Here is a 23,496-nt window from a genome sequence, read left to right as displayed (position 1 = left end):
GGCAATTGTCGGAAGCGCATGCAACTGGCGATCCGCGTCAATGCTTGGCATGGGGCAGGGGTGAGCGAGTTGATTTCCACCGATGCGCCCTTTGTGCTGCTCGACGATGCCCGCCGGGACGGCGCCGATGCACGGCTGTTTACCCGCCCCGTCGAAACCGTCGAAGCGCGCTCATATGACGAGATTGAACCAGCGCTTGAGAGGTTGGAATCGGCCCAAACCAGCGGCCTGCATGCAGCCGGCTATTTGGCCTATGAAGCGGGATTGGCGATCGAGGACAAGCTCGCGCCATTGCGCCGAGGCATGCCCGATGCCGCCCCGCCATTGCTCTGGTTCGGATTGTTCAAGGGGGTTGAACGGATTGCCCCGGACAGCGTTGCCGAACGGATTCCAGATCCAGCTGGTGCCTGGGCTGGTCGTCCGGAACCGCGGATCACGCAAAGCGGATATGAGAAGATTTTCGAACGCGCGCAGCGCTATATCGCGGCCGGCGATATCTATCAGACGAACCTGACCTTCGCCTGTGATGCAAAGCTCGTGGGCAGTCCGATGGCTGTCTATGCGCAGCTGCGATCCGGATCGCTCGCCGGTTATGGTGGAATTGTGTGGACCGGCGCGCACTGGCTGCTATCCCTCTCACCCGAGCTATTCTTTTCGCTTGCTGATGGTGAAATCACCGCACGCCCCATGAAGGGCACCGCGGAGCGCCACGACGATCCCGCACAAGATGCGGCGGTGCGTGAGACACTCAAATCGGATCCGAAGCAACGCGCGGAAAATCTGATGATCGTCGATCTGTTGCGCAATGATCTCAGCAGGGAAGCCGCACCGGGCAGTGTCGATGTTCCATCGCTCTTCCATGTTGAAACCTATCCGACGGTGCACCAGATGACATCAACAGTGCACGCGAAACTGAATCCGGGCCGCTCTGCCATTGATCTTGTCCGGGCCATCTATCCCTGCGGATCGATAACCGGTGCGCCGAAGATTCGCGCGATGGAAATCATATCCGAACTCGAGGCCGGGCCGCGCGGAGCATATACAGGGTCGATCGGCTGGATTGATCCGAGCGGCGATGCGGCGTTCAATGTTGCCATCAGGACGCTCGTGCTGGAGAATGGCGCATCGAGCGCGACGCTGGGATTGGGATCGGGCATTGTCGCGGATAGCGTGGCGGAGGATGAATGGCGCGAATGCCTGGCCAAGGGGGCCTTTGTGACTGAAGGACAACCCCGTTTTGACCTCATCGAGACGATGCGCTTTGACCCGGTGGAGGGTGTCGCGCATCTCGAACAGCATCTCGCCCGGATGCGCGCAAGTGCGCGGGCGCTTGGTTTTGCCTTTGATCGCCACGCCGCGCGTAACGAGCTGCAAGCCGCGACATTTCGGGTCAAGGAAGCCTCGAAGGTTCGCATGCTGGCTTCTGTGCAAGGGCGGCTGGCGATCGAGATCCGACCGATTGCCGACCCGCCGAAAGAGCCTGTCCCAGTGGCAATCGCGCCGCGTAACGCGGTGGCCGAAGATTTCCGGCTCAACCACAAGACGACCGCGCGCACTGTGTATGCGGATGCCTGTGTTGGTGGCGAGACGTTTGAAACGCTGCTCGAGGATGATGAGGGCTTCCTCACCGAGGGCTGCTTCACCAACCTGTTCGTCGAGCGCGACGGGAAGCTGGTCACCCCGCCGCTTAGCCGCGGGTTGCTACCCGGAATTTTGCGCGAGACACTGATCGCAGAAGGCAGGGCGGTCGAACAGGACCTGACACGCGCAGATCTTGCTGGCGGCTTTCTGATCGGCAACGCGGTGCGCGGCCTGATCCGTGCGACGCTGGCCTAGCAGCAAGCCTCAGACACCCAGCCGATAGAAATCGAGCGCCAGGATGCGTTCGATATGGGCAAGCCATTCGCGGATCCCGTCATTCGCATGCGCGCAATCGAGCTCGATCACGACATTCTGGCCCCGGCGTCCAGTGCGGACTTTCACGCCATCGGCCAAGAATACACTCTTCAGTGCTATCGCGGTGCGGCTGTTCGCACCGACCAGCTTGGGCGCGTAGATATTGGCATCATCGAACGAATATTGCCCGCCGGCACTCTCGCTCGCTGCGGTTTTTTCCATGCCCATATAGACATCCGCGCGATGGAGCGCGCTTGCTGACCGGCTGATCCCGGCATGGCGGAAAAATTCAATCGCCTTTTGGGTGTCTTCGAGCGCGCCAACCGCAATATGCTGGCGTTCCTCGAGATAACTGTGCCAGCGCTCGACATTATCGAGGCTCGAAAATTCGCTGTCGAACAGGGCGCGGAAGCTGTTCGCATAGCTGTAGCGCAGCGACTCATCGTCAACGTCGAGCGTTACGAGCTTGACGATCTTGCGCTGGGATCGAGCCATCAGGATCGCATTGGTGAACAGGAAGGCGGTCGCGAGTGTCTCAGTCAGCTCCGCGCTCGCCGGAAGATTGTGACAGCGCAGTGCGAACACGCTGGCCTCGCCCGACGCGATGTCGGCGACGGCTTCGTCAAATTCGCGCTTCTCGCTATCGAGAAACAGGTTCGGAACATTGGGAAGCGATGCCATGATGCGCTCCTATACCGCTGTGACGAGTTTGGCGGCAATCTCGTCAATCTTGTTCAAATCGATCCCGGCAATATTCATCCGGCCATCGGGAATGATATAGACGCCATGATCTTCACGCAGCTTTTCTGCGGCTTCCGGCGTGACATCGATCAGCGAAAACATGCCCCGACCCGTGTCGATATAGGTCCAGTCGCGATCCTGCTTGGCGCGCGCCAGCGCGAGTGCCAATGCGGAGCGGCTCTTGTTGATGATCTCGCGAATCTCTGTCAGCTCGGCGAGCCAATCGGCCTTGAGTTCGGGATCTTCGAAGATCGTGCGGACGATTGCGGCGCCATGATCGGGCGGCATGGAGTAGTTCGCCCGGGCGAGCGCAAGCAGGTTGGAATTGGCTGCCGCGAGATTGGCATGTCCCTTGCCGACCAGCAGCGCGGCGCCGGTCCGCTCGCGATAGATGCCGAAATTCTTTGAGCAACTAAGTGCAAGCAGCATTTCGGGCGCGCGGTCTGCAACGGCTGCGACACGCGCAGAATCCTCTTCCCAGCCATCGCCAAAGCCCAGATAGGCCGCGTCCACAAAAGGAATGAGGCCGCGTTCGCCAATACCGTCGGTCAGTCGGCCCAGCTCTTCAATCGATGGATCAATGCCGGTCGGATTGTGGCACCCGCCATGGATGACGACGACATCTCCGGGCGATGCACCGTCCAGCGCGGTCAATATCGCGTCGACATCAGGCTCAGCGGTGAACTTCGCATAGGGATAGTTCGCCATCTTCGCGCCGACAGCGCCGATAATCGCCTTGTGATTGGGCCAGCTTGGATCGGGGATCCAGAAACAGGCGTCTGGGTTCAGGCTATGGGCGAGCTCAGCGAGTACCCGGACCGCGCCGGAGCCACCGATCGACTGAATACCGATGATATCAGTACCATAGGCATGATCAGGCAAGACCTGGTTGGCGAACAGCTCAACAAATTTCTGGTCACCGCCAACCCCGACATAGGTCTTGGTTTTCTGCGTATCGATCAGCCGTTGTTCGGCGGCTTTCACCGAGCGCATGATCGGCGTCAGGCCGGTTTCGTCCTTATAGACGCCGATCCCGAAATCGACTTTATCGTCGCGCGGATCTTCCTGATAGGCGCGGCTGATGGCGATGATCTGATCGATCGGACGGGCAACTGCTGTATCGAACATGGGAGATCCTCAGGGCTTTACCGATTTGACGGGGAGGAAACCGGAATTGGCGTTGCGGACTTCGCTCGCGGTGTAGCTGCCGAGCAGCTTCACATAGCGCGCCTTTTCTTCGAGCGCGCGCAGGGCTGCCTGCACCGCATCATCTTCGAGCCCACCGCCAATATCGATGTAGAAGGTCGGCAGCGCCGTCTCTTCGGAGATCGTGTAGGTTTCAAGCGTGGTGATGTTGATCCCGGCATCGCGGAACACGGCCAGCGCTTCGATGAGTGCGCCCGGCTGGTGATCGATCTGGAAGATGAGCGTGGTGATGTTCGCATCGGCATAATCCGGGTCGAGCGACGGTTTCTCGAGCGCCAGGAAGCGGGTGTAATTATTTTTCTGATCGGCAATGTCGCGTTCGATAACGACGCCACCAAAAACCTGCGCGGCAACCGATGATCCGATCGCGGCAACATTTGGGTCGCCCAGCTCGGCAACCTGTTTGACGGCCGAAGCGGTGTCGACGGTTTCGACCTGCTCGGCATCGCGGCAATGCGCTTCAATAAAGCCGGAGCTTTGCAGGAAGCCCTGACGATGGCTGAGAATACGGGTGATGCTGCCTGGCTCAGACACCGGCTGCGGCCCCGAATGCGCCTGGATCAGGCAATGTTCGATCCGCTGCATATGTTCCTGGACAATCGCCATCTCGGTGGAAAGCATCAACCGGTGAACATCCGGGATGCGGCCGCTGGTCGAATTTTCGATCGGAATGACAGCGGTTTTGTGCGCGCCAGCCTCGACTGTTTCCATTATCTCGCCAAAAGTACGCAGGCCAACATAGTCCGCATCAGGAAACATGCTGATAGCCGCCTGATAGCTATAGGTGCCGGGCGAACCCAGATAGGCGATAGTGTCTGCAGTCATTCCTCATTCTCCAGCGCATCGATCCGGGCTTTTGCGTCAGACAGCGTCTCGAGCAAATTTCCGGGCACAGGCTCGTCGGCCATGGCGGCGATCAGATCAAGCCGTTTTTTGAATTCCGTGAGCGCCGCCTGCATTTCTTCGCGATTGGCGCGGAAGATATCGGCCCACATTTGGGTGTCCGAACCGGCGAAGGCTGCGATCCCGCGATAGGAGGCCGGCAGCAGGTCCGCGGGTTCGTCGGTTGCGATTCCCGCGAGCGCATAGGCGATCAGATGCGGCAGATGCGATCCGAGAGCGAGCAACCGATCATGGGCGTCCGGCGTCATCTCAACCGTCTTCGCGCCCAATTGGTTGAGCAGGGCTTTCGCAACGTCCAGGGCTTCGGCCCCGGTGCTCTCGGTTGGCGTCAGGACGAATGGCCGCATGGTGACAATGTCGCTGCTCGATCGTCCGGGACCTGCGGAAATGCCGCCGGCGAGCGGATGGCCGGGCACAAAGCGGGTAGCGTCAACATCGGCCGCGGCGACGTGATCAATAACCGCACGTTTGGCTGAACCGGTATCGATGATCACAGCGTTACTCTCGGGAAGTCCCAACAGGGCGACTAGCTGATCGCCGATGGTTGCCACCGGCGTCGCCACGAAAATCGCGTCGCAATCGCCGAGCGCAGCAATCCCGGTGGAGATGCTCGCATTGGGGTGCCGTTCGGCCACATAGGCTGCATTGCCCGGGCTCGCATCGTGCACCAGCAGCGCACAATCCGGCAGCGCATAGGCGAGCCGGGCCGCAATTGAGCCGCCGATCAAGCCCGCGCCGACCAGGCCGATTCGTTGGAAATCGATATTGCTCATCGCGCTTATGAAGATTTTCCGTGTCGCATTGCACTGCACAAAAGCCGGTTCACCGCCTAAATGCAATGAGTATTGACGGCATGGTGTAACGAAACCAGGCCTGTCGCCGAATGAAGGCATGGGGCGTGTACGCCCGGGTTTCAGTGCCGGTTAAGCCAGCCCAGCGGAAACTCGGGTGCAGTAAAGAGGTGAAGCCTATGACGATTGATCGACGAACGATCCTGAGCGGCGGCGCTGTCGGCATGCTTGCCAGCCTTATCGGCTGCAGCGGCCGGGCCGATGCGACCAATAGCGGCGATTTTCCCGTCCGCTATACCGAAGCGCAATGGCGCGAGCGACTGACGCCGGAAGAGTTCCGCATCTTGCGGGGCCATGGCACCGAACGGCCCTTTACGAGCCCGCTCGACGATGAGAGCCGGCGCGGGACTTTTACGTGCGCTGGTTGCGAAAACCGCCTGTTCAGCTCCGCCACAAAATTTGACAGTCGGACTGGCTGGCCGAGTTTCTACCGGCCGCTTGATGGCGCAATCGGCACCAGCACCGATCGCAGCCTCGGAATGGTGCGAACCGAAGTCCATTGCGCGGATTGCGGCGGGCATCTCGGTCATGTGTTCCGCGATGGGCCCCGCCCGACCGGCCTGCGTTACTGTATAAATGGCGTCGCGATGGATTTCGTGCCGGCTAGGAGTTAGTTTCGATGATTGTGAAAAAGCTTGTCACCTTTGCACTCGGCACGGGCGCAGCGATTGCTGCGATCGCCGCATTATCCCTGCCCACCACGCATCAATCCGTTGAAGCGGCTGTCCCTATCCCTGGCCCGCGCACCAATGTGATCGCGACCGAGGAAGCCCAGGTCGCCGTGTTTGCGGGTGGATGTTTCTGGGGCATGGAAGCCGTGTTCCAGCATGTGCGGGGCGTCCGCAGCGTCCGATCCGGCTATGCTGGCGGCAGCGCGGAGACGGCCACCTATGAACAGGTCGGAACCGGCCGGACAGGCCATGCCGAGGCGGTCCGCATCGTTTATGATCCGAATATCGTCACCTATGGCGAACTGCTTCGCATCTATTTCTCGGTTGCCCATGATCCGACCCAGGTCGATCGCCAGGGCCCCGATGTTGGCTCAGACTATCGCTCAGCGATCTTCCCGCAAAATGCTGCCCAGCGCAGTGTTTCGCGGCGCTATATCGCTTTGCTGAACGATTCCGGACGCTTTTCCCGCCCGATTGCCACCCGGCTTGAAAGCGGGCGTTTCTACGATGCCGAAGATTATCATCAGGACTTCATGAACCGGAACCCGCGCCACCCCTATATTCTCGCCCATGACGTCGAGAAGGTGGAAGATCTCCAGGCAACCTTCCCGCAAATGTTCACGAGCACGCCAGCGGCTTGATTATCTGTCAGAAAGGCGCCTGAGCGCAGCGAAGGCCTGACGAACTAAGCAGCCAGCGGGAAGCGCAACAACCGATCCTGAACCGGTACGAGCGCCTGCGCATCTGGTCCGACAGCCCGGATGATCTCCGGATGGCCAGCATCCAGACCGCCGGTCAGCGCGCCAAATGCGGGCAGGATCAGCTTGCGTTCCGTCGCTACGAAACAGCGGCGCGATACACCCTTGCCGCGAAGACGGATGCGCAGCTTGGGATGGAAATGTCCGGAGAGTTCGGGTCGCGTCTCTCTTGGATCGGCCTCATGACGCAGCAGCAGCCCATCGACCTCGGCTTCCTCGATCACCGTGCCACCGTGATCGGCATTGATCGCTTCATCGTGATTGCCGGTGATCCAGGTCCAGTCGATACGGTCGGTGAGCGATGCCAATGTATCGCGCGCCTTGGGAGACATGCGCTCGCTGCCCGCGCTGTCGTGGAAACTATCGCCGAGACACCAGAGTTCACGCGCATCGGTAGCGGCGACGAGCGCCTCAAGATCGGCGAGTGTAGCTTCGCTGTCATAGGGTGGCAGCATCTGTCCGAACCGCGCAAACCAGCTCGCCTTTTCGAAATGGAGGTCGGCGACCAGCAATGCCTTGCGCGCCGGCCAGAAGAGCGCCGCCTGGGGCAGCGCGACCAGATCATGACCGGAGAACGAAAAGCGAACCATGGCCCTGTGTGCCGCGCTGGGCTTACCTAATCAAGGGCCTGGATGCGGGTCAGGCGCATGGCGGTGACAAGACCCAGTAGCGCCAGCGGGATACCGATCGCGCAGACCCAGAAGCCGGTCAGCGCGACGCTTTCAGCCGTTAGTCCATCGGCAAAGCCGACAAGGTTCGCGGCGATCCCGGCAATGGCCGCGCCCGTCGCAGCGCCTGCATCGCGTACTGCGCCAATGCCGGCCGAACCGGTCGCCCGCTCATCTTCGTCGAGCGAAGCCATAACAGCACGGCTGATAAAACTGTATGCCAAGCCAAAACCGGCACCGAGCAGCGCGCCGCCGATAATCACAAGGAACAGCATCGGTCCAGCGAGCACAAAGCTCAACAGGGTCAGCGATAGCGGCACACAGGCCGCGCCAATCACAATCCAGCGCCGTCTCCACCTTTCACCCGATCCCGCTACCGCTAGCGCAGCGATGGTCCAGGCGAGCGCCTCGACCGCGACGACATAGCCGGCTTGGGTGGCCGTTAGTCCGTGCGTGAATTGCAGGATCGCCGGTGCATAGATGGCGAACCCGACTTCGCCCGCCAGCAACAGGAAATAGGTCGCATAGGCCGCCCCGATCAACGTGCCAAAACGCGTGGCCGTGCGCGGCAATAGCCGGGCGCGGGCTGTCCGGTCATAAATTACTGCGACGGCGAGCAGAACAATGCTTACCGGGATAAGAATTAACTGGACCGTGCCGGAATCGATAACGCCGGCGCTCGATAACCCGCTTACCCCAAGCACGATGAGCGTGATCTGGAGGAGGGGTAAGCCGCCTTCGCCAGGTTTGCGTTCGCTTGCCGGCACGAGCCGCGCCGCCGCGATCGCGAAGAGCACGGCCTGTCCGGCGAACAGCCAGAAGACGCCGCGCCAGTTTCCGGCATCGGCGAACAAACCACCAACGAGCGGCCCGAGAAACGTCGCCACACCCCAGATGCTAGTCGCGGCTGCAAACACGCGCACCAGGTAACGCGCTTCGAACACCAGATTGATGGTGACATAGCAAAAGCCCGCGACCCAACCCGCGCCAACGCCCTGGATCATCCGTCCCGCGACAAAGGTCGGCATGTCGGGGCCGGCTGCGCTGACGAGACAGCCAATGGCGAGCAACAGGCCCGAACCGATCATTGCAGGTCGCAACCCGATCCGGTCAGAAAGCCAACCAGCGCAGGATGCAGCGGCGACGACACCGACCAGATAGCCTGACGTCGCCCAGCCGAACCAGGCATAGCCGTCGAGGTCCCGGCCGACGCTTGGCATGATCGTGGTGGTGACAAGCGCGTCAGCGGCCATCAGCCAGATACCGAACATGATGAGCGTGAAGCTCGGCCAGCGACCGCCCGCCAGCGTTTCGCGCCAGCTGGCCGTGTCTTCTTCGGTATCCGTTTCGCTCATCCGCTGCCGATCATGCGGCGCAAATTGCGCTTAGCTGCCGTGGCCAGCAGCATGCGCTTCGGCGGCCCGCAACAGTCGCAGCACATTGCCACTCCACATCTTGTTGAGTTCGGACATGGTGTGCCCAGCGGCCAGCAGGCGGGCCGTGATTTGCGGCAGAGCCGTGATGTCACGCATATTCTCGACACCGCCGCCACCGTCCCAGTCTGCACCAAAAGCGACATGGTCGACACCGGCAACCTCGATCAGATGCATGAGGCTGGCCATGAACATTTCGAAATCAGCATCTTCGCGCGGTGTGACAGCCTCGAGCGCGCGTAGATCGCGGACATAGGCTTGTTGAACCTCGGCGGATTCGGAGAACATTTCCATGAAACGGCGGCTGATTGCCTGCCATTCTGGAGCATTGCTGCGCGGCGCAAGATAGATGCTGTTGACCGCAATCACGCCGCCTGACGCGGCCAGGCGCCGGATCCGCTCGTCATCGAGGTTGCGAGGATGATCATGCGCGACCTTGGGACCGGAATGCGAGAGGATGATTGGCGTTGCTGAAAGCTCGATCATCTGATCAAAGGCTGCGTCCGAGGCATGGGACCCATCGGGAATGATGCCGAGGCGATTCATCTCAGTAATCAGCGCGCGGCCTAACGGGCTCAGGCCGCCCCACAGTTCCTCGCCGGTAGCACTGTCAGAAAATTGGTTCGTCGCAGAATGGACAGGGCCCACCATGCGAACGCCATTATTGTAGAATTGCTCGAGCCCGCTGACATCTTCGCCCAGCGGATAGCTATTTTCGATACTTTGATAGACGAAGCGGCGACCCGTCGCCGCGATCCGCGCGGCATCATCCGCGGTGCGCGCGCGTTCAACCTGGTCGGAGTTTGCTGCGAGCATCGCCAGGATAATCTGCTGGCGTGATGCAGCCATACCGGCGGCGCGCGCATAGCCTTCGTCGGTCAACGGACCTTGCGGCGTCCAGATAACAAAGAATCCACCGTCCAATCCGCCTTCGATCATGCGCGGAATATCGACCTGGCTATTGTCGGTTTCATAATCATGGCGGTCGGCCATGCTCCAGCCGGGGCGCATCATATGGAGCGGCGTATCGAGATGCGTATCGAGGGTCAGCAACTGTTCGTGAACTGTAGCGCCATCCACTGCTTCTGGCGCTGGATCCTGCGCACATGCTGCTGTCGATGATGCTATAATTGCCCAAGCCGCTGCACCCAGTCTCAATCCGAATGTCCGCACCACTAGCTCCCCTCAAATTTGCACTGATGAGCGGAGCTAGCGGTTTTTTGCCCAGCTGTCGCGGGCAAAGCTAACCAGCCGCTCGGCGCTAGCGAAGAAATATTCGCTGGCACCGAACGGCTGGCCCGGGTCGCAGGAGGGCGACCGGGTGACTGGCGGTCGCTAGAGGCCGCGCATACCGACGCCGAGAACTTTGTCGGGTCGACGTCCATCCATGAGAACACTGATTGCGTGGGTGCGTCCGCTACCGTTGCGGACCTGCAAGACCATGCCGCTGTCCAGCTCGGCGACCTCAACCAGGGTCAAGTCGCCGGTACGCCGGGCAATCCGGTTCAACTGGGTCAATCGCTGGCGGAAGCCACCGTCGGACAGCATGTGATCGCGGGCCCAACGGCTGCGATCGCCGCTGCCACCGTTGAGGGCGGCGACAAGGCCTTCGGCCATCTGTTGTGCATTGACCGCTTCGGCCTGTGCATGGGCTGGCGCTACATAGGCCGCCATGCTGGCCGCCGGTAGCGCAAAGGCGGCAATCACAAGGCGGGATTTGGCACTGATTTTACTAAACATGGGTACACTCCTGAACCGATTATTATCGCCCGCTCCGAATCAGGCGGGTCAGGGTGTATTATGATTACAATACAGCTGTGTCGCGCCCGTTTCGACGGGCGGTACATCTGTGTCGATAAACCGATTCGTAACGACAAATGTCGCAATACCGTCGATAAATGGCATTAAATTAGATCGAATCGGAGTAACTAGTCCGATTTCATTGCGATATCAGCCAGCGCTTCCGCTTCAATGAGCAGGGCGTCATCAACGCTACCCTGGGCCACATGTTCGCGTCCGATCAGCACCAATACGGGAACCGCGAGGGGCGAAACGCGCGGGAGATCGACATGCACCATTGTCTCGGCTGCGCGTTCGAGCAGGCTGGCGAGGCGACCGACATCGGTGAGCTTGGTCCGCGCATCCGCCCAGGCCGCCTGAAGCAACAGATGATCGGGTTCGTATCGCCGCAACACGTCATAGATGAGATCGGTCGAGAAAGTGACCTGCTTGCCGGTTTTGCGCTTGCCGGGATGCTGGCGTTCGACCAGCCCGCCAATCACGGCCACATCGCGGAAGGCGCGCTTGAGAAGATGGCTGTTCTGGACCCAGTCGACAAATTCATCCTCCAGTATATCGGTAGAGAATAAAGGCACTGGGTCGCGCACGCGCTCGAGTGAATAGGTCGCGAAGCTGTAATCATTGGCAACAAAGCCGATCGGTTTCAGGCCAGCACTCTCCATCCGCCGGGTCACCAGCATGCCGAGCGATTGATGGGCATTCCAGCCTTCGAAACTATAGGCGACCATGAAGTGGCGATCCTCATGCGGGAATGTCTCGATCAAGAGCTCGCCCGGCTTGGGCAGGACAGAGCGTTCGGACTGGACACGGAGCCATTCTTCAACATCTTCGGGAAAGGCTTCCCATTCCGCCGGGTTGTTCAGAAACCCGCGCACCCGATCGGCGAGATTGGTCGACAGCGCCATGCGGGTGCCGCCATAGGTCGGTATCCGCGCTGGTCGTGTGGAGGCGCGCACGAACAGGTCCGTATCCTTCATCGACAGCACTTCCAGGCTGAGGCCGGCAAAAAAGAATGTGTCGCCGACCGATAGCGAGGCAGCAAACATCTCCTCGACCGTGCCGAGCTTGCGGCCATTTTTGAAGCGCACGTCCAGGATCGGCGCATCGACGATGATGCCGGCATTGAGGCGATGCTGCTTTTCGAATTTGGGGTGGCTGACGCGCCAGATTGTTTGTCCGTCATCATCGACCATGCTCACCAGCCGCTTGTAACGGTCATAGGCGCGCAGGGCGTATCCGCCATTGGCGATATATTCGAGCTCACGGCTGAAATCGGCTGACCGCAAGTTGCGATAGGGAGCTGCCGACCGGATTTCGGCGAGCATGTCGCCTTCCTCGAACGGTGCAGCGCAGGCACAGGCCATCAGATGCTGGGCCAGCACATCAAGGCTGCCGGGACGGAAGCTCTCGGTATCCAGCTCCCGCTCGCTTACCGCATCAAGCGCGGCTCGGGCCTCGAGATATTCAAAGCGATTACCGGGAACGAGGATCGCCTTGGACGGTTCGTCAAGCCGGTGGTTGGAGCGGCCAATCCGCTGCAGCAATCGCGAGGCACCCTTGGGCGCACCCATCTGCACAACACAATCGACATCGCCCCAATCAACTCCCAGATCGAGGCTGGCGGTCGCGACGAGTCCGCGCAGCTCGCCGCGCGCCATGGCCGCTTCCACCTTGCGGCGCGCCTCGCGCGAGAGCGAGCCATGATGGATGCCGATCGGGAGCTCGCCGCCATTGGCTTTCCATAGCTGCTGGAAAATGAGTTCCGCCAAGCCGCGCGTGTTACAGAAAACGAGCGTCGTCTTGTGCTGGGCGATGATGTCCATCACCTGTTCGGTCGCATAGGCTCCCGAATGACCAGACCAGGGCACGCGATCTTCGGGCAGCAGGATCTCAATCTCGGCTTCGGCACCGTCTTCGCCGATCACCTTTTCGACCGAACCCGTATCGCCATTCGGTGCCAGCCATTCCGCATAGCCATGCGGATCGGCGACAGTTGCCGATAGCGCGACACGGCGCAGACCCGGCGCAAGGCTTTGCAGGCGGGACATGGACAGGTTGAGGAGATCGCCCCGTTTCTGGGTGGCAAAGGCATGCACCTCATCGACGATCACGGTTTTCAAGTCTGCAAATAGCGACGCGCTATCCGCGTAAGACACCAGCAAGCTCAGCGATTCCGGGGTGGTGAGCAGCATATGCGGGGGCCGCTGCCGCTGCCGCACCTTGCGATTATGGGGTGTGTCCCCGGTGCGTGTCTCGACCCGGATGTCGAGGCCCATCTCGTCGATCGGTCCAAGCAGGTTGCGCTGCACATCAACCGCCAATGCCTTGAGCGGAGAGACATAGAGGGTGTGCAATCCGTCGCTGGGATTGTCCACCAGATCCGCAAGGCTGGGGAGGAAGCCAGCTAAAGTTTTGCCTGCTCCGGTCGGCGCGACGAGCAGGGCATGTTTTCCCGCTCGCGCGGCATGGAGCATGTCGAGCTGGTGGCGGCGCGGTTGCCAACCGCGTTCATCGAACCAGCTCAGGATGGGTGAGGGCAGGGGGGAGGACACGGTCCCAGTCTAGACGATTGATCGAGAGTTGCGAGACTCTAGAGCGCCGCTTGCCTTTCGGCAGGTCCGCACCGATACAGCGATCCAGCACAAGGGGGACATAGATGACGGATGGCACACCACGGCGGGCGCAAAGTGCGCCTGAATTTGGCGAATTGATGGGCAAGATGTTCGTGCCGGAACAAGTGGCCAGGGCCATTGAATCCTATCAGCCGCGGCCAAGCGATGTGATCATCTCCCCCTATGGAAAATGCGGGACGACCTGGCTCCAGCAGACCTTTCACCAGCTGCGCACCGGTGGCGACATGGATTTTGACGATATTTCGCGCGTCGTGCCATGGATCGAACCAACGATCGGCCTGGAAATCGACATCAATGCCGAGCAACGCGCCGAACCGCGCGGCTTCAAGAGCCATCTCTCCTACACCGCCATCCCCAAGGGCGCGCGCTACATCGTATCGCTGCGCAACCCGAAAGACGCCTTCGTCTCGATGTTTCGTTTCATGGAAGGCTGGTTCATCGAGCCCGGCACCGTGCCGATCGAGCATTTCTTCGAAGGCTGGAAGATCGGTGGGCCCGAAGGCGGCGGCTATTGGGATCATCTGCTCAGCTGGTGGGAACAGATCGATAATCCGAATGTCATGCTCGTCACCTATGAGCATATGATCGAAACACCCGAAGACCATGTTCGCGGGGTTGCCGATTTTTGCGGTATCGCGCTTTCCGACGATCTTCTTGCCCTCACCCTGGAGCGATCATCGCTTGCCTATATGCTCGAGCATAAGGATCATTTCGACGATGCGATGAACCGGCGATTGTCGGAACGCCGGTGCAACCTGCCGAGCGGCAGTGACTCAGCAAAAGTCAGAAAGGGTGGGGTTGGCGGGCACAAGAAAGAGCTGCCGGTCGAGATCGCCGACGCCATGGATGCGATCTGGGCCGAGCGGATCGAGCCTGCACTGGGCTTTGCCGACTATGCAGCGCTCGATGCGGCGCTTAGGGCGCGCGGATAACGCGCCTTATTCGGTCGGCCGCTTCGCATAGATCGCGTCGAAGGCCGCTTCGAGTTCAGCATTGATCCCGCGCATGAGGTCGACAACGTCTTTCGCCCAATCGAAATAATCCTGTTTGCGTTCGAGTGGCCAGCCCGGCGCCGAATGCACAATATCGGTGAGATTGCTGGTCTTGTCAGCAATCTTCACCAAGCGCGCGTCCGGCGATTTGTGTGGCGCATGCGCGACTTGCAGCCGTTTGCGTTCGGCCTTGGGGAGTGCCTTGTCATCGGTCACTTCGGCGACGATCGCGGTCACCCGCGCGCCGAATTTGATCTCAAGTTCTTCAAAACTCGTTTCGGTATCCTCGACCGTGTCGTGAAGGAGCGCGGCGGCCAGCACTTCGCCATCGACTACGCCATGTTCAGCCAGCAATGCGGCCACAGATAGGGGGTGGTTGATATAGGGCGTCGCGTCCGCATCTTTGCGGCGCTGGTTGCGGTGGCGCTCTGCAGAAAAGCGCGCTGCTTCAAGCAGCAGGGCGGGGGAGTTTGGATATTCGGTCATTGTCTGTGTCTACTCCGTTATGATTGACTATATAGTTGAAATGGCCCGTCTTGGACATTGGATCGATCCGCGCCCTGAAGGCATTTATGTGCCGGTCGCGGATATCTGGATTGACCCGTCCCGGCCGAAGGACAGGGCTCTGGTCACCCATGGCCATGCCGATCATGCGCGCGGCGGCCATGGTGCGGTCTGGGCGACCACCGAAACGCTCGCGATCATGGAGGTGCGCTACGGCCCGCAATCCGCAAACCCTGTCACCTATGGTGAGCCGGTTATGTTCGGAGAGGTCAGCGCGCGCTTTGTCCCGGCCGGGCATGTGCTCGGTTCAGCCCAGATTGTCCTTGAATATGCCGGAGAAACCGTCGTCATATCGGGCGATTATAAGCGCCGTCCCGATCCGACATGCCCGCCCTTCGAACCGGTACCTTGCGACATCTTCATCACCGAGGCGACTTTTGGACTGCCCGTATTTTGCCATCCCGACACGGCGGACGAGATTGCCAAGATCCGCGATGCTCATGCCGCCAATCCCGATCGCTGTGTGCTGGTCGGCGCCTATGCGTTGGGCAAGGCGCAGCGGGTGATCACCGAGTTGCGCGCCGCGGGGCATAGTGAACCGCTCTATATTCATGGCGCGCTCCAACGGCTGTGCGATCTCTATGAAGACCATGGTGTAGCTCTCGGAGAGCTGCGTCCGGCGACCGATGCATCCAAGGAGGATATGCGCGGTGCGATCGTGATCGCACCACCCAGCGCGTTAAACGATCGTTGGTCGCGGCGGCTGCCGGATCCGATCACGGCGATGGCATCTGGCTGGATGCGCATTCGCCAGCGGGCCCGCCAACGCAATGTCGAGCTTCCGCTTATTCTATCGGATCATGCCGATTGGGATGAGTTGACCAGCACGCTTGAGGAGCTGCGCCCGAAAGAGGTTTGGGTCACCCATGGCCGCGAAGATGCGCTCGTGCATTGGTGCGAGACTCGCCAGATCAAGGCACGTGCGCTCGCAATGGCCGGTCGTGAGGACGAAGACGATTAGGCGGAGCAATTATGTTGCGCCGCACCAGGCCAATCCAAAAAAATGGGGCTGCTCGCAAGCGGGCAGCCCCTAAGTATAGGAGAGGATGCCTTAAAAGGCAGGACCTTGATAGCCTCGCCTCTGTTTTGCTGCAAGTGCGAAATCATATTGTGCGTTGCAAAAAATGCAGCCTTAAGCTTTCTGATGATAGAGCAGGGCCATTGCGATACAGTGGCGCAGTGGATCGGTTGGTAATCGGGCGGCGCCATCAAAAAGGATCGCCCGATTCCCGTCGAACTCGAGTTCTTCCGAATAGAGCGCGCGATAGCGGTCGAGCAGATCGGTCTGGCAATGCACATAGAGGGCGTACTCGGTCTCGGACTTTTTATGCGCGTTGATCCGGATCGTGGTCCCGGTTTTGGCTATATAGGCAGGCTCATTCCATTTGAGTGTTTCTTCAATTGCGCCCACACCGTCGGTGGCGGCTGCCGTTTCGAAGATCAGGGCGCGCAGTGCAAGCAGCCGATCGCGCATTGGCTCGGCATAGGCAGCGAACCGATTCTCGACCGCGTCCGACTGGAAGGCCGGCTCGACCATCAATGCCCGGCTTGCGGTCCGCGTTCGAGGCCGGAGGCGGCAAGCTGACTGTCAATCTGCGCCATCAGCCGTTCGAGACCGGCTTCGCTCTTAGCCTCGGCGCGGGCAACCAGTACGTCCTGCGTATTGGACGCGCGCAACAGCCACCAGCCATCCTCGGTGTTAACCCGGGCGCCGTCCGTATCGTTGACGTTCGCGCCTTCCGTGCGCAGGCGCTCCAGCACCTCATCGATCACGGCGAATTTGCGGCTCTCATCCACCTGGAACCGCATCTCGGGCGTATTGATCATATCTGGAATGGCATCGCGCAATTGGGTGACACTCTGGTCAAGAATATGGGCCGAGGAAATCAGTTGGACGGCGGCATATAGCGCATCATCAAAGCCGTAATAATCCTGCGCAAAGAAGACATGGCCACTCATCTCGCCGGCCAGCGGACAGTCTGTTTCCTTCATTTTGGACTTAATCAGCGAATGGCCGGTTTTCCACATCAGCGGATTGCCGCCCAGTTCCGCGATCCGGTCATACAGCGCCTGGCTGGCCTTCACATCCGCGATAATCGTTGCGCCCGGGTCCTTTAACAGGACAGGTTCCGCCAATATCGCGAGCAGTTGGTCGCCCCAGATTACGCGGCCTGTGCCATCGATCGCACCGATCCGGTCTCCATCCCCGTCAAAAGCCACTCCGAAATCGAGATTCTTCTCCGCGACGAGCTGCTTGAGATCTGCGAGATTGGCTTCTTCTGTTGGATCGGGATGATGATTAGGGAAAGACCCATCGATATCGGTGAAAAGCGTGAAATGTTCGCCCGGAAGCCGAGCGACAAGCCGTTCGACAATCTCGCCGGCCGCACCATTGCCCGCATCCCAGCCGATCCGAAACTCGCCGCCCGCATGGCTCGCCACGAGGCGATCAACATAGGCGTCAGCGATATCGACCGTTTCGCTCGTACCGGAACCGCTTTCCCAGTCTCCCGCGAGCGCCATCGCTCCCAGCGCCTGGATATCGCTTCCAAAAAACGGTCCATGCTGAAAGACCATCTTGAAGCCATTATAATTGGCGGGGTTGTGACTGCCGGTTATTTCTATGCCGCCATCAACTTCTAACACGGCTTCGGCATAATAGAGCATCGGTGTGGGCCCGAGCCCGATCCGGACCGCATCGACACCGGCGGCATTCAATCCTTCGACCAACGCTTCTTCCAGTATCGGAGAACTGGTCCTGCCATCATAACCCACAACCACGCGACTGCCCCCGGCACGCCGGATCATCGTGCCAAAGCTACGTCCGATCGCGCGTGCGTCATCCTCACTCAATGTCTCGCCGACGATACCGCGAATGTCATATTCGCGAAGTGTTGTGGGATCGAACTGATGGGTCATTAAGGCTCCAATTTGCGGAATAGCTTAGAAGCTTTGCGCCTTTGCCGATGCCCCTGCACCGCGCAAGGCGAAAACGGATTATTCGCTACTGTCAGGGATCTGATTGCGCACCTCTGAAAGAAGGATTTCACGGGCCGCATTGACCCGGCGGGCCAATTCGGCCGATCCGCCGGCATCCGGATGAACTTTTGCGATCAAGCGACGATGCGCAGCGCGAATTGTCGCCTTATCGGCATCTTCGCCGACCCCCAGAAGCTCTCGCGCTTCAGCGACCGGCATCATTGCGCGCCGAAATTGTTGTGATCGATAGGCCGCCCATGCGGCAACGCCAGAAAAACAGATTAGTGCGAGGAGCCCCTGACCGGTTGTAAACAGCTTGAATCCGAGGATAACCGCCGCAATTGCCGCCCAATCACCACTGTCGCTGCGCTGCAATCGCCCGGTCCACCAGGCCCAGATCGCGATCGCGCCAAATGCGAGCAGCAGGAAATGCATGGTCTCTCTATACCGTCTCAAACATCTCTTGCGTAACCCCCTTTTCGGGAAGCTGCAGCGCCGCGACCATTTCGCGGAGCTCCTGCCGCGCGGCGACATGGCTCATGCCAACGGATTCAAAATGATCAATATCAAGCAGCGTCAATCCGCTTGGGAATAGCTCGCGATAGATAACCCGCTCGGAAAGCCCAGGAATAACCCGGAAACCGACCCGGCGGGAAAGGTCGCGCAGTGCGTCTGCCACGCGGAGCATATTCCGCGCACCGATATGCTGGAGCCGATTGCGCAGGACGACCCAGTCGACCTCGCCCCCCGTCTGCGCCTTTGCCTTGCGGGCCTCCCAAACCAGTTCTGCATAGAAGCTGGGTTTACGCACCGTATAATCTTCCGGATCGACTTCACCGATCAGGTCGAGATCGACAAAGCTGTCATTGATCGGTGTCACCAGCGTATCGGCGCGAGCAGCAGAAATGCGTGCCAATGGGTCGTCACGACCCGGCGTGTCGATGATCAGAAACTCGCTATCCTCGGCAAGCGCTTCGATGCTGCGTTCAAAACCGACCAGATTATCCGCTTCATGCACCATGAAGCGCGGCGTAGGCAGGGCGCAATCGAGCCGGTTCGCGCTGGATTCGCGGTTTTCGAGGTAACGAGTCGTTGTCCGTTGGCGCGTATCGAGATCCAATACCGCGACCTCCCGCCCGGCAGCTGCCAGCGCAACGGCTGTATGCACGGCGGTCGTAGACTTGCCTGTGCCGCCTTTTTCATTGGCGAATACGATCATGTGGCAGTTGGACAAAGTGCCTGGTCCCCGAGAAAATGATCAAGCTTGATTCGGGCCCCCCGGCCCCGCACAAGCGACCCTTGCTTTATCGGAGGACCGAAACCGGTGCAATTAAAGAGACGCTTAACCGAAATTCGCGCGGCGATTGGCGAACTGCGGTCGAATGGCGGCACGATAGCATTGGTTCCGACAATGGGCGCGCTCCACGCCGGACATATCTCGCTGGTTGAGCGGGCCTGCGAGGTTGCCGATCATGTGGTTGCGTCGATCTTCGTCAATCCGACCCAGTTTGGCGAGGGTGAAGATTTCGATTCCTATCCGCGCACCGAGGAAGAGGATGCAGCGAAGCTCGAGGCGGCGGGTTGCGATCTGGTTTGGGCACCGACACCGGATGAAGTCTATCCAGACGGCTTCTCGACCTCGATTGCGGTTACCGGTGTCAGTGAGGGTCTGTGCGGGGCGGCTCGGCCCGGGCATTTCGATGGCGTTGCGACTGTCGTTGCCAAACTCTTCAACCAGATCCTGCCGGATTATGCGCTGTTCGGTGAGAAGGATTACCAGCAACTCGCTCTGATCCGCCGTATGGCGCGTGATCTTGATTTTCAGATCGAGATAATTGGCGTGCCGACCATGCGCGAGACGGACGGCCTCGCCATGTCATCGCGCAATATGTACCTGACGGCTGACGAGCGGGGGCGCGCCGTCGCACTGCGCAATGCCCTTCGTTCGGCCGCAGATGCGATCATCGGCGGTGCGGCTGTCGGCGAAACACTAGGCGCGGCCCAAGCATCGCTGATCGATGCAGGCTTTGCCTTGGTCGACTATGTCGAGCTGCGCGACGCGGACACGCTTGACCCGGTTGACCGACTGGAGCGACCCGCCAGGCTGCTCGCAGCGGCGCGGATCGGCCAGACTCGGCTGATTGACAATATTGCCGTGAATCCAGCCTAGAGAGATCATGGTAGCTGAGCTGACCGTCGTGACGAAAAAACCGTTAATCGCGTTAACCTTTTATTATCCATAACCCGCCATCCCTGTTTTCGACGACAGTCAAAAAGGGGAACAGGGACATGGCGCACAGTGCCGCAACCGCGAATTTTCTGATCGAGAGCCGCTTGAGAGATGCAGCTGCTGGAGACGAGAACGCCTATTTCGATCTTGGCATTGCTTACTCCGCCGGGACGGACGGGCTCGATATCGATCTCATCGAAGCCCATAAATGGTTCAACCTTGCCGCAGTTCGCGGACATGAAAAGGCCCAGCGCTGTCGCGCAGAAATATCCGACGAAATGACCGCTCGCGAAATTGCCGAAGCCCAGAAACAGGCCCGCGCCTGGCTCTCTTCGCTTGATCGGCAAGCTGCCTAATCTGCCAAATCCGGGCGACCCTCGCCTGGTTTGATCTGTCGATCGATAATTTACGGCTGGATTTTTCCGGGGCCGCTCCATAGGGGTGGCCCATTATTTTTGCCTGACGCGCAGATTGCCGCCGCGCAGATAATTGGGAAACCGCCATGACTGTTACCGCCGTTCCGCTTCGCCCCATTCAGAAAGGCACACTCAGCAAATTATGGCTGGGGATCATTGTCCTGCTGCTCGCGGCGGGGGCATTTGCCTGGCACGCAACTGCGCGGACGATTGCGATGAACGGTACATCCGAAGATTTCCTCGCCTGGAATGGCGGCCAAGCTGGCGTCGTAACGACAGATAGCGGTCTCCAATATCAGGTGCTCGAAACCGGCGACGATGCGGGTAGCCCGGGTCAGGGCGCTGGGGTGATCGTCAATTATGAAGGCCGGCTTATTGACGGCACAGTGTTTGACTCCGGCGAGCAGCAAGGCTTGCCGCTCGATCAGGTCGTGCCCGGCTGGTCGGAAGGCATTCAATTGATGACCCGCGGCGCGCGCTATCGTTTCTGGCTGCCGCCTGAACTCGGCTATGGTGAAAACCCGCCACCGGGCAGTCCGATCACGGCGGATTCCGTGATGGTCTTCGATGTCGACCTGATCGATTTCATCACTCGCGAGCAGATGATGCAGATCCAGATGCAGCAAATGGGCTTGCAAGGTGGCCCGGGTGGACCACCGCCAGGGGCCGCACCACCGCCGGGTGCTTTGCCGCCCGCACCGGGTCAATAAGGCTCGCTAACCAGGATCGGTTGGTGTTGCGCCCGCTTCGGCGGCGCGCCGCTGTGCTTCTTCATCCTCTTCGTCATTATGCTCAGACCGGCGCTCGAGCGCGGCTTTGGCCATGGCCACGATCGGATCAGCGAGCGCGAGGCCAATGATCCCGAACAGCGCGGCGAAAAGGATCTGCGCCGACAAAGTGAGAGCTGGCGGCAAATCTACCGTCTGCTTGGCGACCAACGGGATCACGACATAACCGTCAAAGGTCTGCACCACGAGATAGATGATAAAGGCATAGAGGCCGAGTTCGGGGCTGGCACTCAGGCCGACTGCCACCATCAACACGCCGGTGATAAAGGCGCCGATGTTCGGGATGAAGGCGAGGAGCCCGGCCAGGATCCCCAACAGTAACGCCATCGGCACACCGACGATCGTCAGCAGCAGCCAGGTGATGAAGCCTTCGAAGATCATGCCGAGCACACGTCCGGCCAAAAGGCGTTGCAGTGTCTTGGCCATCCGGGCTGTTGTTTTGCGAAACTCCGGCCGGGTGCCGCGCGGCAGCATCCACTGCACACCGCGATCATAGATGTTCGGGTCGACAGCGATGAACAGGCCGATCACCATGATAAGGAATAGCGTCGCAACCCCGCTGACAGCCGAGGTGAGGGCGGAGGTCAGGCTTCCAACCGACCCCAGAACATCGCGCAGGATTTGCGTGATCTCTGTGCCGCCCGGGGTCATGCCGAGCTCGTCGAGCATCGCGAGCAGTCGCCCAAATTGTTCGCTCAATGTGTCGCGCAATTCTTCCGCCTGGTTGGCGATTTCGATACCCGCCAGCCAGCCGATCCCGGCAAGACCGCCGACAATCATCAACACGACAATCAACAATCGGATGGTGCGGTGACGGGGGATGATGGGCCGGAGCAGCTTGGAGCCGCCATCGAGCAGGGACGCAAAGACCAGGCCGGCAACGATCAACAGGATCGCCTGGGCCAGTTGCCAGATTAGGAGTACCGCGATCGCTACCATTGCCCAGGCAATGGCGCGCTTCAGCTCTTGCCGAATTATCGGGTCGCGAACCTCAGCCGGGCCCGCCTTGCCGTCATACGGCCCGGGACTATCGTCCCGCTGACTCACTCGCTGCTATCCTCACCGGGATGAAGTCCGGTGCCCGCGCGGCCACTGCGCATCGCAGTGAACCAGCTGATCGGGTTGTACCATTCGGACGTCCCGTCGAGCGAGAAGGTGATGAATTCAGCGCGCCCGCCGATACTCTCAACAGGTACCGGACCGCCCAGCCCGCCCCCCATCAGAGACGCGCGGCTATCGGCCGACTGATCGCGATTATCGCCCATCAGGAAGACATGGCCTTCGGGGATTGTGACTGGCCCGTAGAAATCGCTTGGCGAGGGGCCAAGATCGATCGTGTCATAAAAACGGCCCTCGGGCGTATATTCGCGGTGCACCGGCATGCGGCAATAGCGCAGGCCGTCTTCCCCGGTGATCGCGAGCGCCGGGAAATCGGTGCAGGGGACATTTTCGTCGATCGGGATCATCGCCGGCTCGCGCTCTTCGCGCCGCAAGGCTGTGCCGTTCAGATAGACAATACCGCCACGGACTTCGAGCGTATCGCCCGGCAGGCCGATGACGCGCTTGATATAATCGGCCCTGGCACCGCGCGGCACGGCAATGACGACGTCGCCACGTTCCGGCATGCGGCCGAACAGCCGCCCTTCGATAAAGGGCAGGACATGGAAGGACGGCGATACATAGGACCAGCCATAGGGATATTTGGTGACGACCAGGCGATCGCCCTTGATGAGCCCCGGCATCATCGATTCTGACGGAATATAGAAAGGCTTGGCGACGAAGCTGTGAAAAGCGAGCACCGCCAGTACCAGCCAGAAGATGCCCTTGATCTCACCCCACCAATCGGTTGGCTTTTTCTCATCCGCATCCTCTGCGACAGCCGCGCAATCCTCGCTGGCCTTCAGGGCCGCAGCCAATTGTTCTTCGCTGTCGCTTGCGCGTTCTTGATCCAATTCACTCACTCGCTT

The 23,496-nt window shown here is 60.0% G+C and carries 24 protein-coding genes; 8 read left to right on the top strand and 16 right to left on the bottom strand.

Features of this window, described 5'->3' with window-relative positions; all coding sequences use genetic code 11:
- The first annotated feature begins 18 nt into the window (after positions 1-18).
- Positions 19-1,836, top strand: a complete 1,818-nt coding sequence (gene pabB, locus HFP51_RS09205) for an aminodeoxychorismate synthase component I (protein WP_176875448.1) — start codon at positions 19-21, stop codon at positions 1,834-1,836.
- A 9-nt stretch (positions 1,837-1,845) separates the two neighbouring features.
- Here the strand turns inward: pabB and HFP51_RS09200 are convergent, their stop codons facing one another.
- The 4 genes from HFP51_RS09200 to HFP51_RS09185 are packed head-to-tail and all read right to left on the bottom strand — an operon-like array spanning position 1,846 to position 5,519.
- Entirely contained in the window at positions 1,846-2,577 is a 732-nt protein-coding gene (locus HFP51_RS09200) for a hypothetical protein (RefSeq protein WP_176875447.1), read from the bottom strand.
- A gap of 9 nt (positions 2,578-2,586) precedes the next feature.
- Complete coding sequence (locus tag HFP51_RS09195) at positions 2,587-3,765, bottom strand: aromatic amino acid transaminase (protein WP_176875446.1); 1,179 nt, start codon at positions 3,763-3,765, stop codon at positions 2,587-2,589.
- A 9-nt stretch (positions 3,766-3,774) separates the two neighbouring features.
- Positions 3,775-4,668: a prephenate dehydratase domain-containing protein gene (locus tag HFP51_RS09190; protein WP_176875445.1), complete on the bottom strand. Its 894-nt coding sequence runs from the start codon at positions 4,666-4,668 to the stop codon at positions 3,775-3,777.
- Positions 4,665-5,519, bottom strand: a complete 855-nt coding sequence (locus HFP51_RS09185) for a prephenate dehydrogenase/arogenate dehydrogenase family protein (RefSeq protein WP_176875444.1) — start codon at positions 5,517-5,519, stop codon at positions 4,665-4,667. The genes HFP51_RS09190 and HFP51_RS09185 overlap by 4 nt, the downstream gene beginning before the upstream one ends.
- Before the next feature lie 197 nt (positions 5,520-5,716).
- Between HFP51_RS09185 and msrB the strand changes: the two genes are divergently transcribed.
- Both msrB and msrA read left to right on the top strand, forming a co-directional pair.
- Positions 5,717-6,211: a peptide-methionine (R)-S-oxide reductase MsrB gene (gene msrB / locus HFP51_RS09180; RefSeq protein WP_176875443.1), complete on the top strand. Its 495-nt coding sequence runs from the start codon at positions 5,717-5,719 to the stop codon at positions 6,209-6,211.
- Between the two features lie 5 nt (positions 6,212-6,216).
- Positions 6,217-6,909: a peptide-methionine (S)-S-oxide reductase MsrA gene (gene msrA, locus HFP51_RS09175; RefSeq protein WP_176875442.1), complete on the top strand. Its 693-nt coding sequence runs from the start codon at positions 6,217-6,219 to the stop codon at positions 6,907-6,909.
- Between the two features lie 44 nt (positions 6,910-6,953).
- Here the strand turns inward: msrA and pdeM are convergent, their stop codons facing one another.
- The 5 genes from pdeM to HFP51_RS09150 all read right to left on the bottom strand — a co-directional run bounded on the left by pdeM (position 6,954) and on the right by HFP51_RS09150 (position 13,479).
- The gene (gene pdeM, locus HFP51_RS09170; RefSeq protein ID WP_176875441.1) at positions 6,954-7,616 is read right to left on the bottom strand and encodes a ligase-associated DNA damage response endonuclease PdeM; all 663 of its coding nucleotides are present in this window, start codon (positions 7,614-7,616) and stop codon (positions 6,954-6,956) included.
- Positions 7,617-7,642: 26 nt separating this feature from the next.
- A complete protein-coding gene (locus tag HFP51_RS09165; protein ID WP_176875440.1) occupies positions 7,643-9,049 on the bottom strand; it encodes an MFS transporter in 1,407 nt (468 codons plus the stop codon).
- Positions 9,050-9,079: 30 nt separating this feature from the next.
- Positions 9,080-10,303, bottom strand: coding sequence for a dipeptidase (locus HFP51_RS09160; protein ID WP_255454620.1), 1,224 nt, complete (start codon positions 10,301-10,303; stop codon positions 9,080-9,082).
- A gap of 159 nt (positions 10,304-10,462) precedes the next feature.
- Positions 10,463-10,867: a hypothetical protein gene (locus HFP51_RS09155; RefSeq protein ID WP_176875439.1), complete on the bottom strand. Its 405-nt coding sequence runs from the start codon at positions 10,865-10,867 to the stop codon at positions 10,463-10,465.
- 188 nt (positions 10,868-11,055) lie between these two features.
- Positions 11,056-13,479, bottom strand: coding sequence for a ligase-associated DNA damage response DEXH box helicase (locus HFP51_RS09150; RefSeq protein WP_176875438.1), 2,424 nt, complete (start codon positions 13,477-13,479; stop codon positions 11,056-11,058).
- A gap of 104 nt (positions 13,480-13,583) precedes the next feature.
- Between HFP51_RS09150 and HFP51_RS09145 the strand changes: the two genes are divergently transcribed.
- Positions 13,584-14,492 carry a sulfotransferase domain-containing protein gene (locus HFP51_RS09145; protein ID WP_176875437.1) on the top strand — a complete coding sequence of 303 codons (909 nt, stop codon included), beginning with the start codon at positions 13,584-13,586 and terminating at the stop codon, positions 14,490-14,492.
- A 6-nt stretch (positions 14,493-14,498) separates the two neighbouring features.
- On the opposite strand, the gene HFP51_RS09140 is transcribed toward HFP51_RS09145, so the two are convergent.
- Positions 14,499-15,038, bottom strand: a complete 540-nt coding sequence (locus HFP51_RS09140; protein ID WP_176875436.1) for an HD domain-containing protein — start codon at positions 15,036-15,038, stop codon at positions 14,499-14,501.
- A gap of 40 nt (positions 15,039-15,078) precedes the next feature.
- Between HFP51_RS09140 and HFP51_RS09135 the strand changes: the two genes are divergently transcribed.
- Positions 15,079-16,077, top strand: coding sequence for a ligase-associated DNA damage response exonuclease (locus HFP51_RS09135; protein WP_176875435.1), 999 nt, complete (start codon positions 15,079-15,081; stop codon positions 16,075-16,077).
- A 171-nt stretch (positions 16,078-16,248) separates the two neighbouring features.
- Here the strand turns inward: HFP51_RS09135 and HFP51_RS09130 are convergent, their stop codons facing one another.
- The 4 genes from HFP51_RS09130 to HFP51_RS09115 all read right to left on the bottom strand — a co-directional run bounded on the left by HFP51_RS09130 (position 16,249) and on the right by HFP51_RS09115 (position 19,314).
- The gene (locus HFP51_RS09130; RefSeq protein WP_176875434.1) at positions 16,249-16,653 is read right to left on the bottom strand and encodes a DUF1801 domain-containing protein; all 405 of its coding nucleotides are present in this window, start codon (positions 16,651-16,653) and stop codon (positions 16,249-16,251) included.
- Positions 16,653-18,035, bottom strand: coding sequence for a phosphoglucomutase/phosphomannomutase PgmG (gene pgmG, locus HFP51_RS09125; RefSeq protein ID WP_176875433.1), 1,383 nt, complete (start codon positions 18,033-18,035; stop codon positions 16,653-16,655). The genes HFP51_RS09130 and pgmG overlap by 1 nt, the downstream gene beginning before the upstream one ends.
- A 78-nt stretch (positions 18,036-18,113) precedes the next feature.
- Positions 18,114-18,530, bottom strand: coding sequence for a DnaJ domain-containing protein (locus HFP51_RS09120; protein ID WP_176875432.1), 417 nt, complete (start codon positions 18,528-18,530; stop codon positions 18,114-18,116).
- 7 nt (positions 18,531-18,537) lie between these two features.
- Entirely contained in the window at positions 18,538-19,314 is a 777-nt protein-coding gene (locus HFP51_RS09115; protein ID WP_176875431.1) for a division plane positioning ATPase MipZ, read from the bottom strand.
- 105 nt (positions 19,315-19,419) lie between these two features.
- Between HFP51_RS09115 and panC the strand changes: the two genes are divergently transcribed.
- The 3 genes from panC to HFP51_RS09100 all read left to right on the top strand — a co-directional run bounded on the left by panC (position 19,420) and on the right by HFP51_RS09100 (position 21,451).
- Complete coding sequence (gene panC, locus HFP51_RS09110; RefSeq protein WP_176875430.1) at positions 19,420-20,265, top strand: pantoate--beta-alanine ligase; 846 nt, start codon at positions 19,420-19,422, stop codon at positions 20,263-20,265.
- A gap of 119 nt (positions 20,266-20,384) precedes the next feature.
- Positions 20,385-20,681 carry a hypothetical protein gene (locus HFP51_RS09105; RefSeq protein WP_176875429.1) on the top strand — a complete coding sequence of 99 codons (297 nt, stop codon included), beginning with the start codon at positions 20,385-20,387 and terminating at the stop codon, positions 20,679-20,681.
- Between the two features lie 146 nt (positions 20,682-20,827).
- Positions 20,828-21,451 (top strand): FKBP-type peptidyl-prolyl cis-trans isomerase, encoded by a 624-nt coding sequence (locus HFP51_RS09100; protein WP_176875428.1) that lies wholly within the window; start codon positions 20,828-20,830, stop codon positions 21,449-21,451.
- A 6-nt stretch (positions 21,452-21,457) separates the two neighbouring features.
- Here the strand turns inward: HFP51_RS09100 and HFP51_RS09095 are convergent, their stop codons facing one another.
- Together HFP51_RS09095 and lepB are read right to left on the bottom strand one after the other, a co-directional pair.
- Complete coding sequence (locus HFP51_RS09095; RefSeq protein ID WP_255454619.1) at positions 21,458-22,576, bottom strand: AI-2E family transporter; 1,119 nt, start codon at positions 22,574-22,576, stop codon at positions 21,458-21,460.
- Entirely contained in the window at positions 22,573-23,445 is an 873-nt protein-coding gene (lepB, locus tag HFP51_RS09090; protein WP_370462956.1) for a signal peptidase I, read from the bottom strand. Before lepB ends, HFP51_RS09095 begins: the two co-directional genes overlap by 4 nt.
- Between the last annotated feature and the right edge of the window lie 51 nt (positions 23,446-23,496).

Source organism: Parasphingopyxis sp. CP4 (assembly GCF_013378055.1).
Classification (GTDB): Bacteria; Pseudomonadota; Alphaproteobacteria; order Sphingomonadales; family Sphingomonadaceae; genus Parasphingopyxis.
Note: the sequence above shows the minus strand (reverse complement) of the source record. Positions and strands in the feature narration are given on the sequence as shown.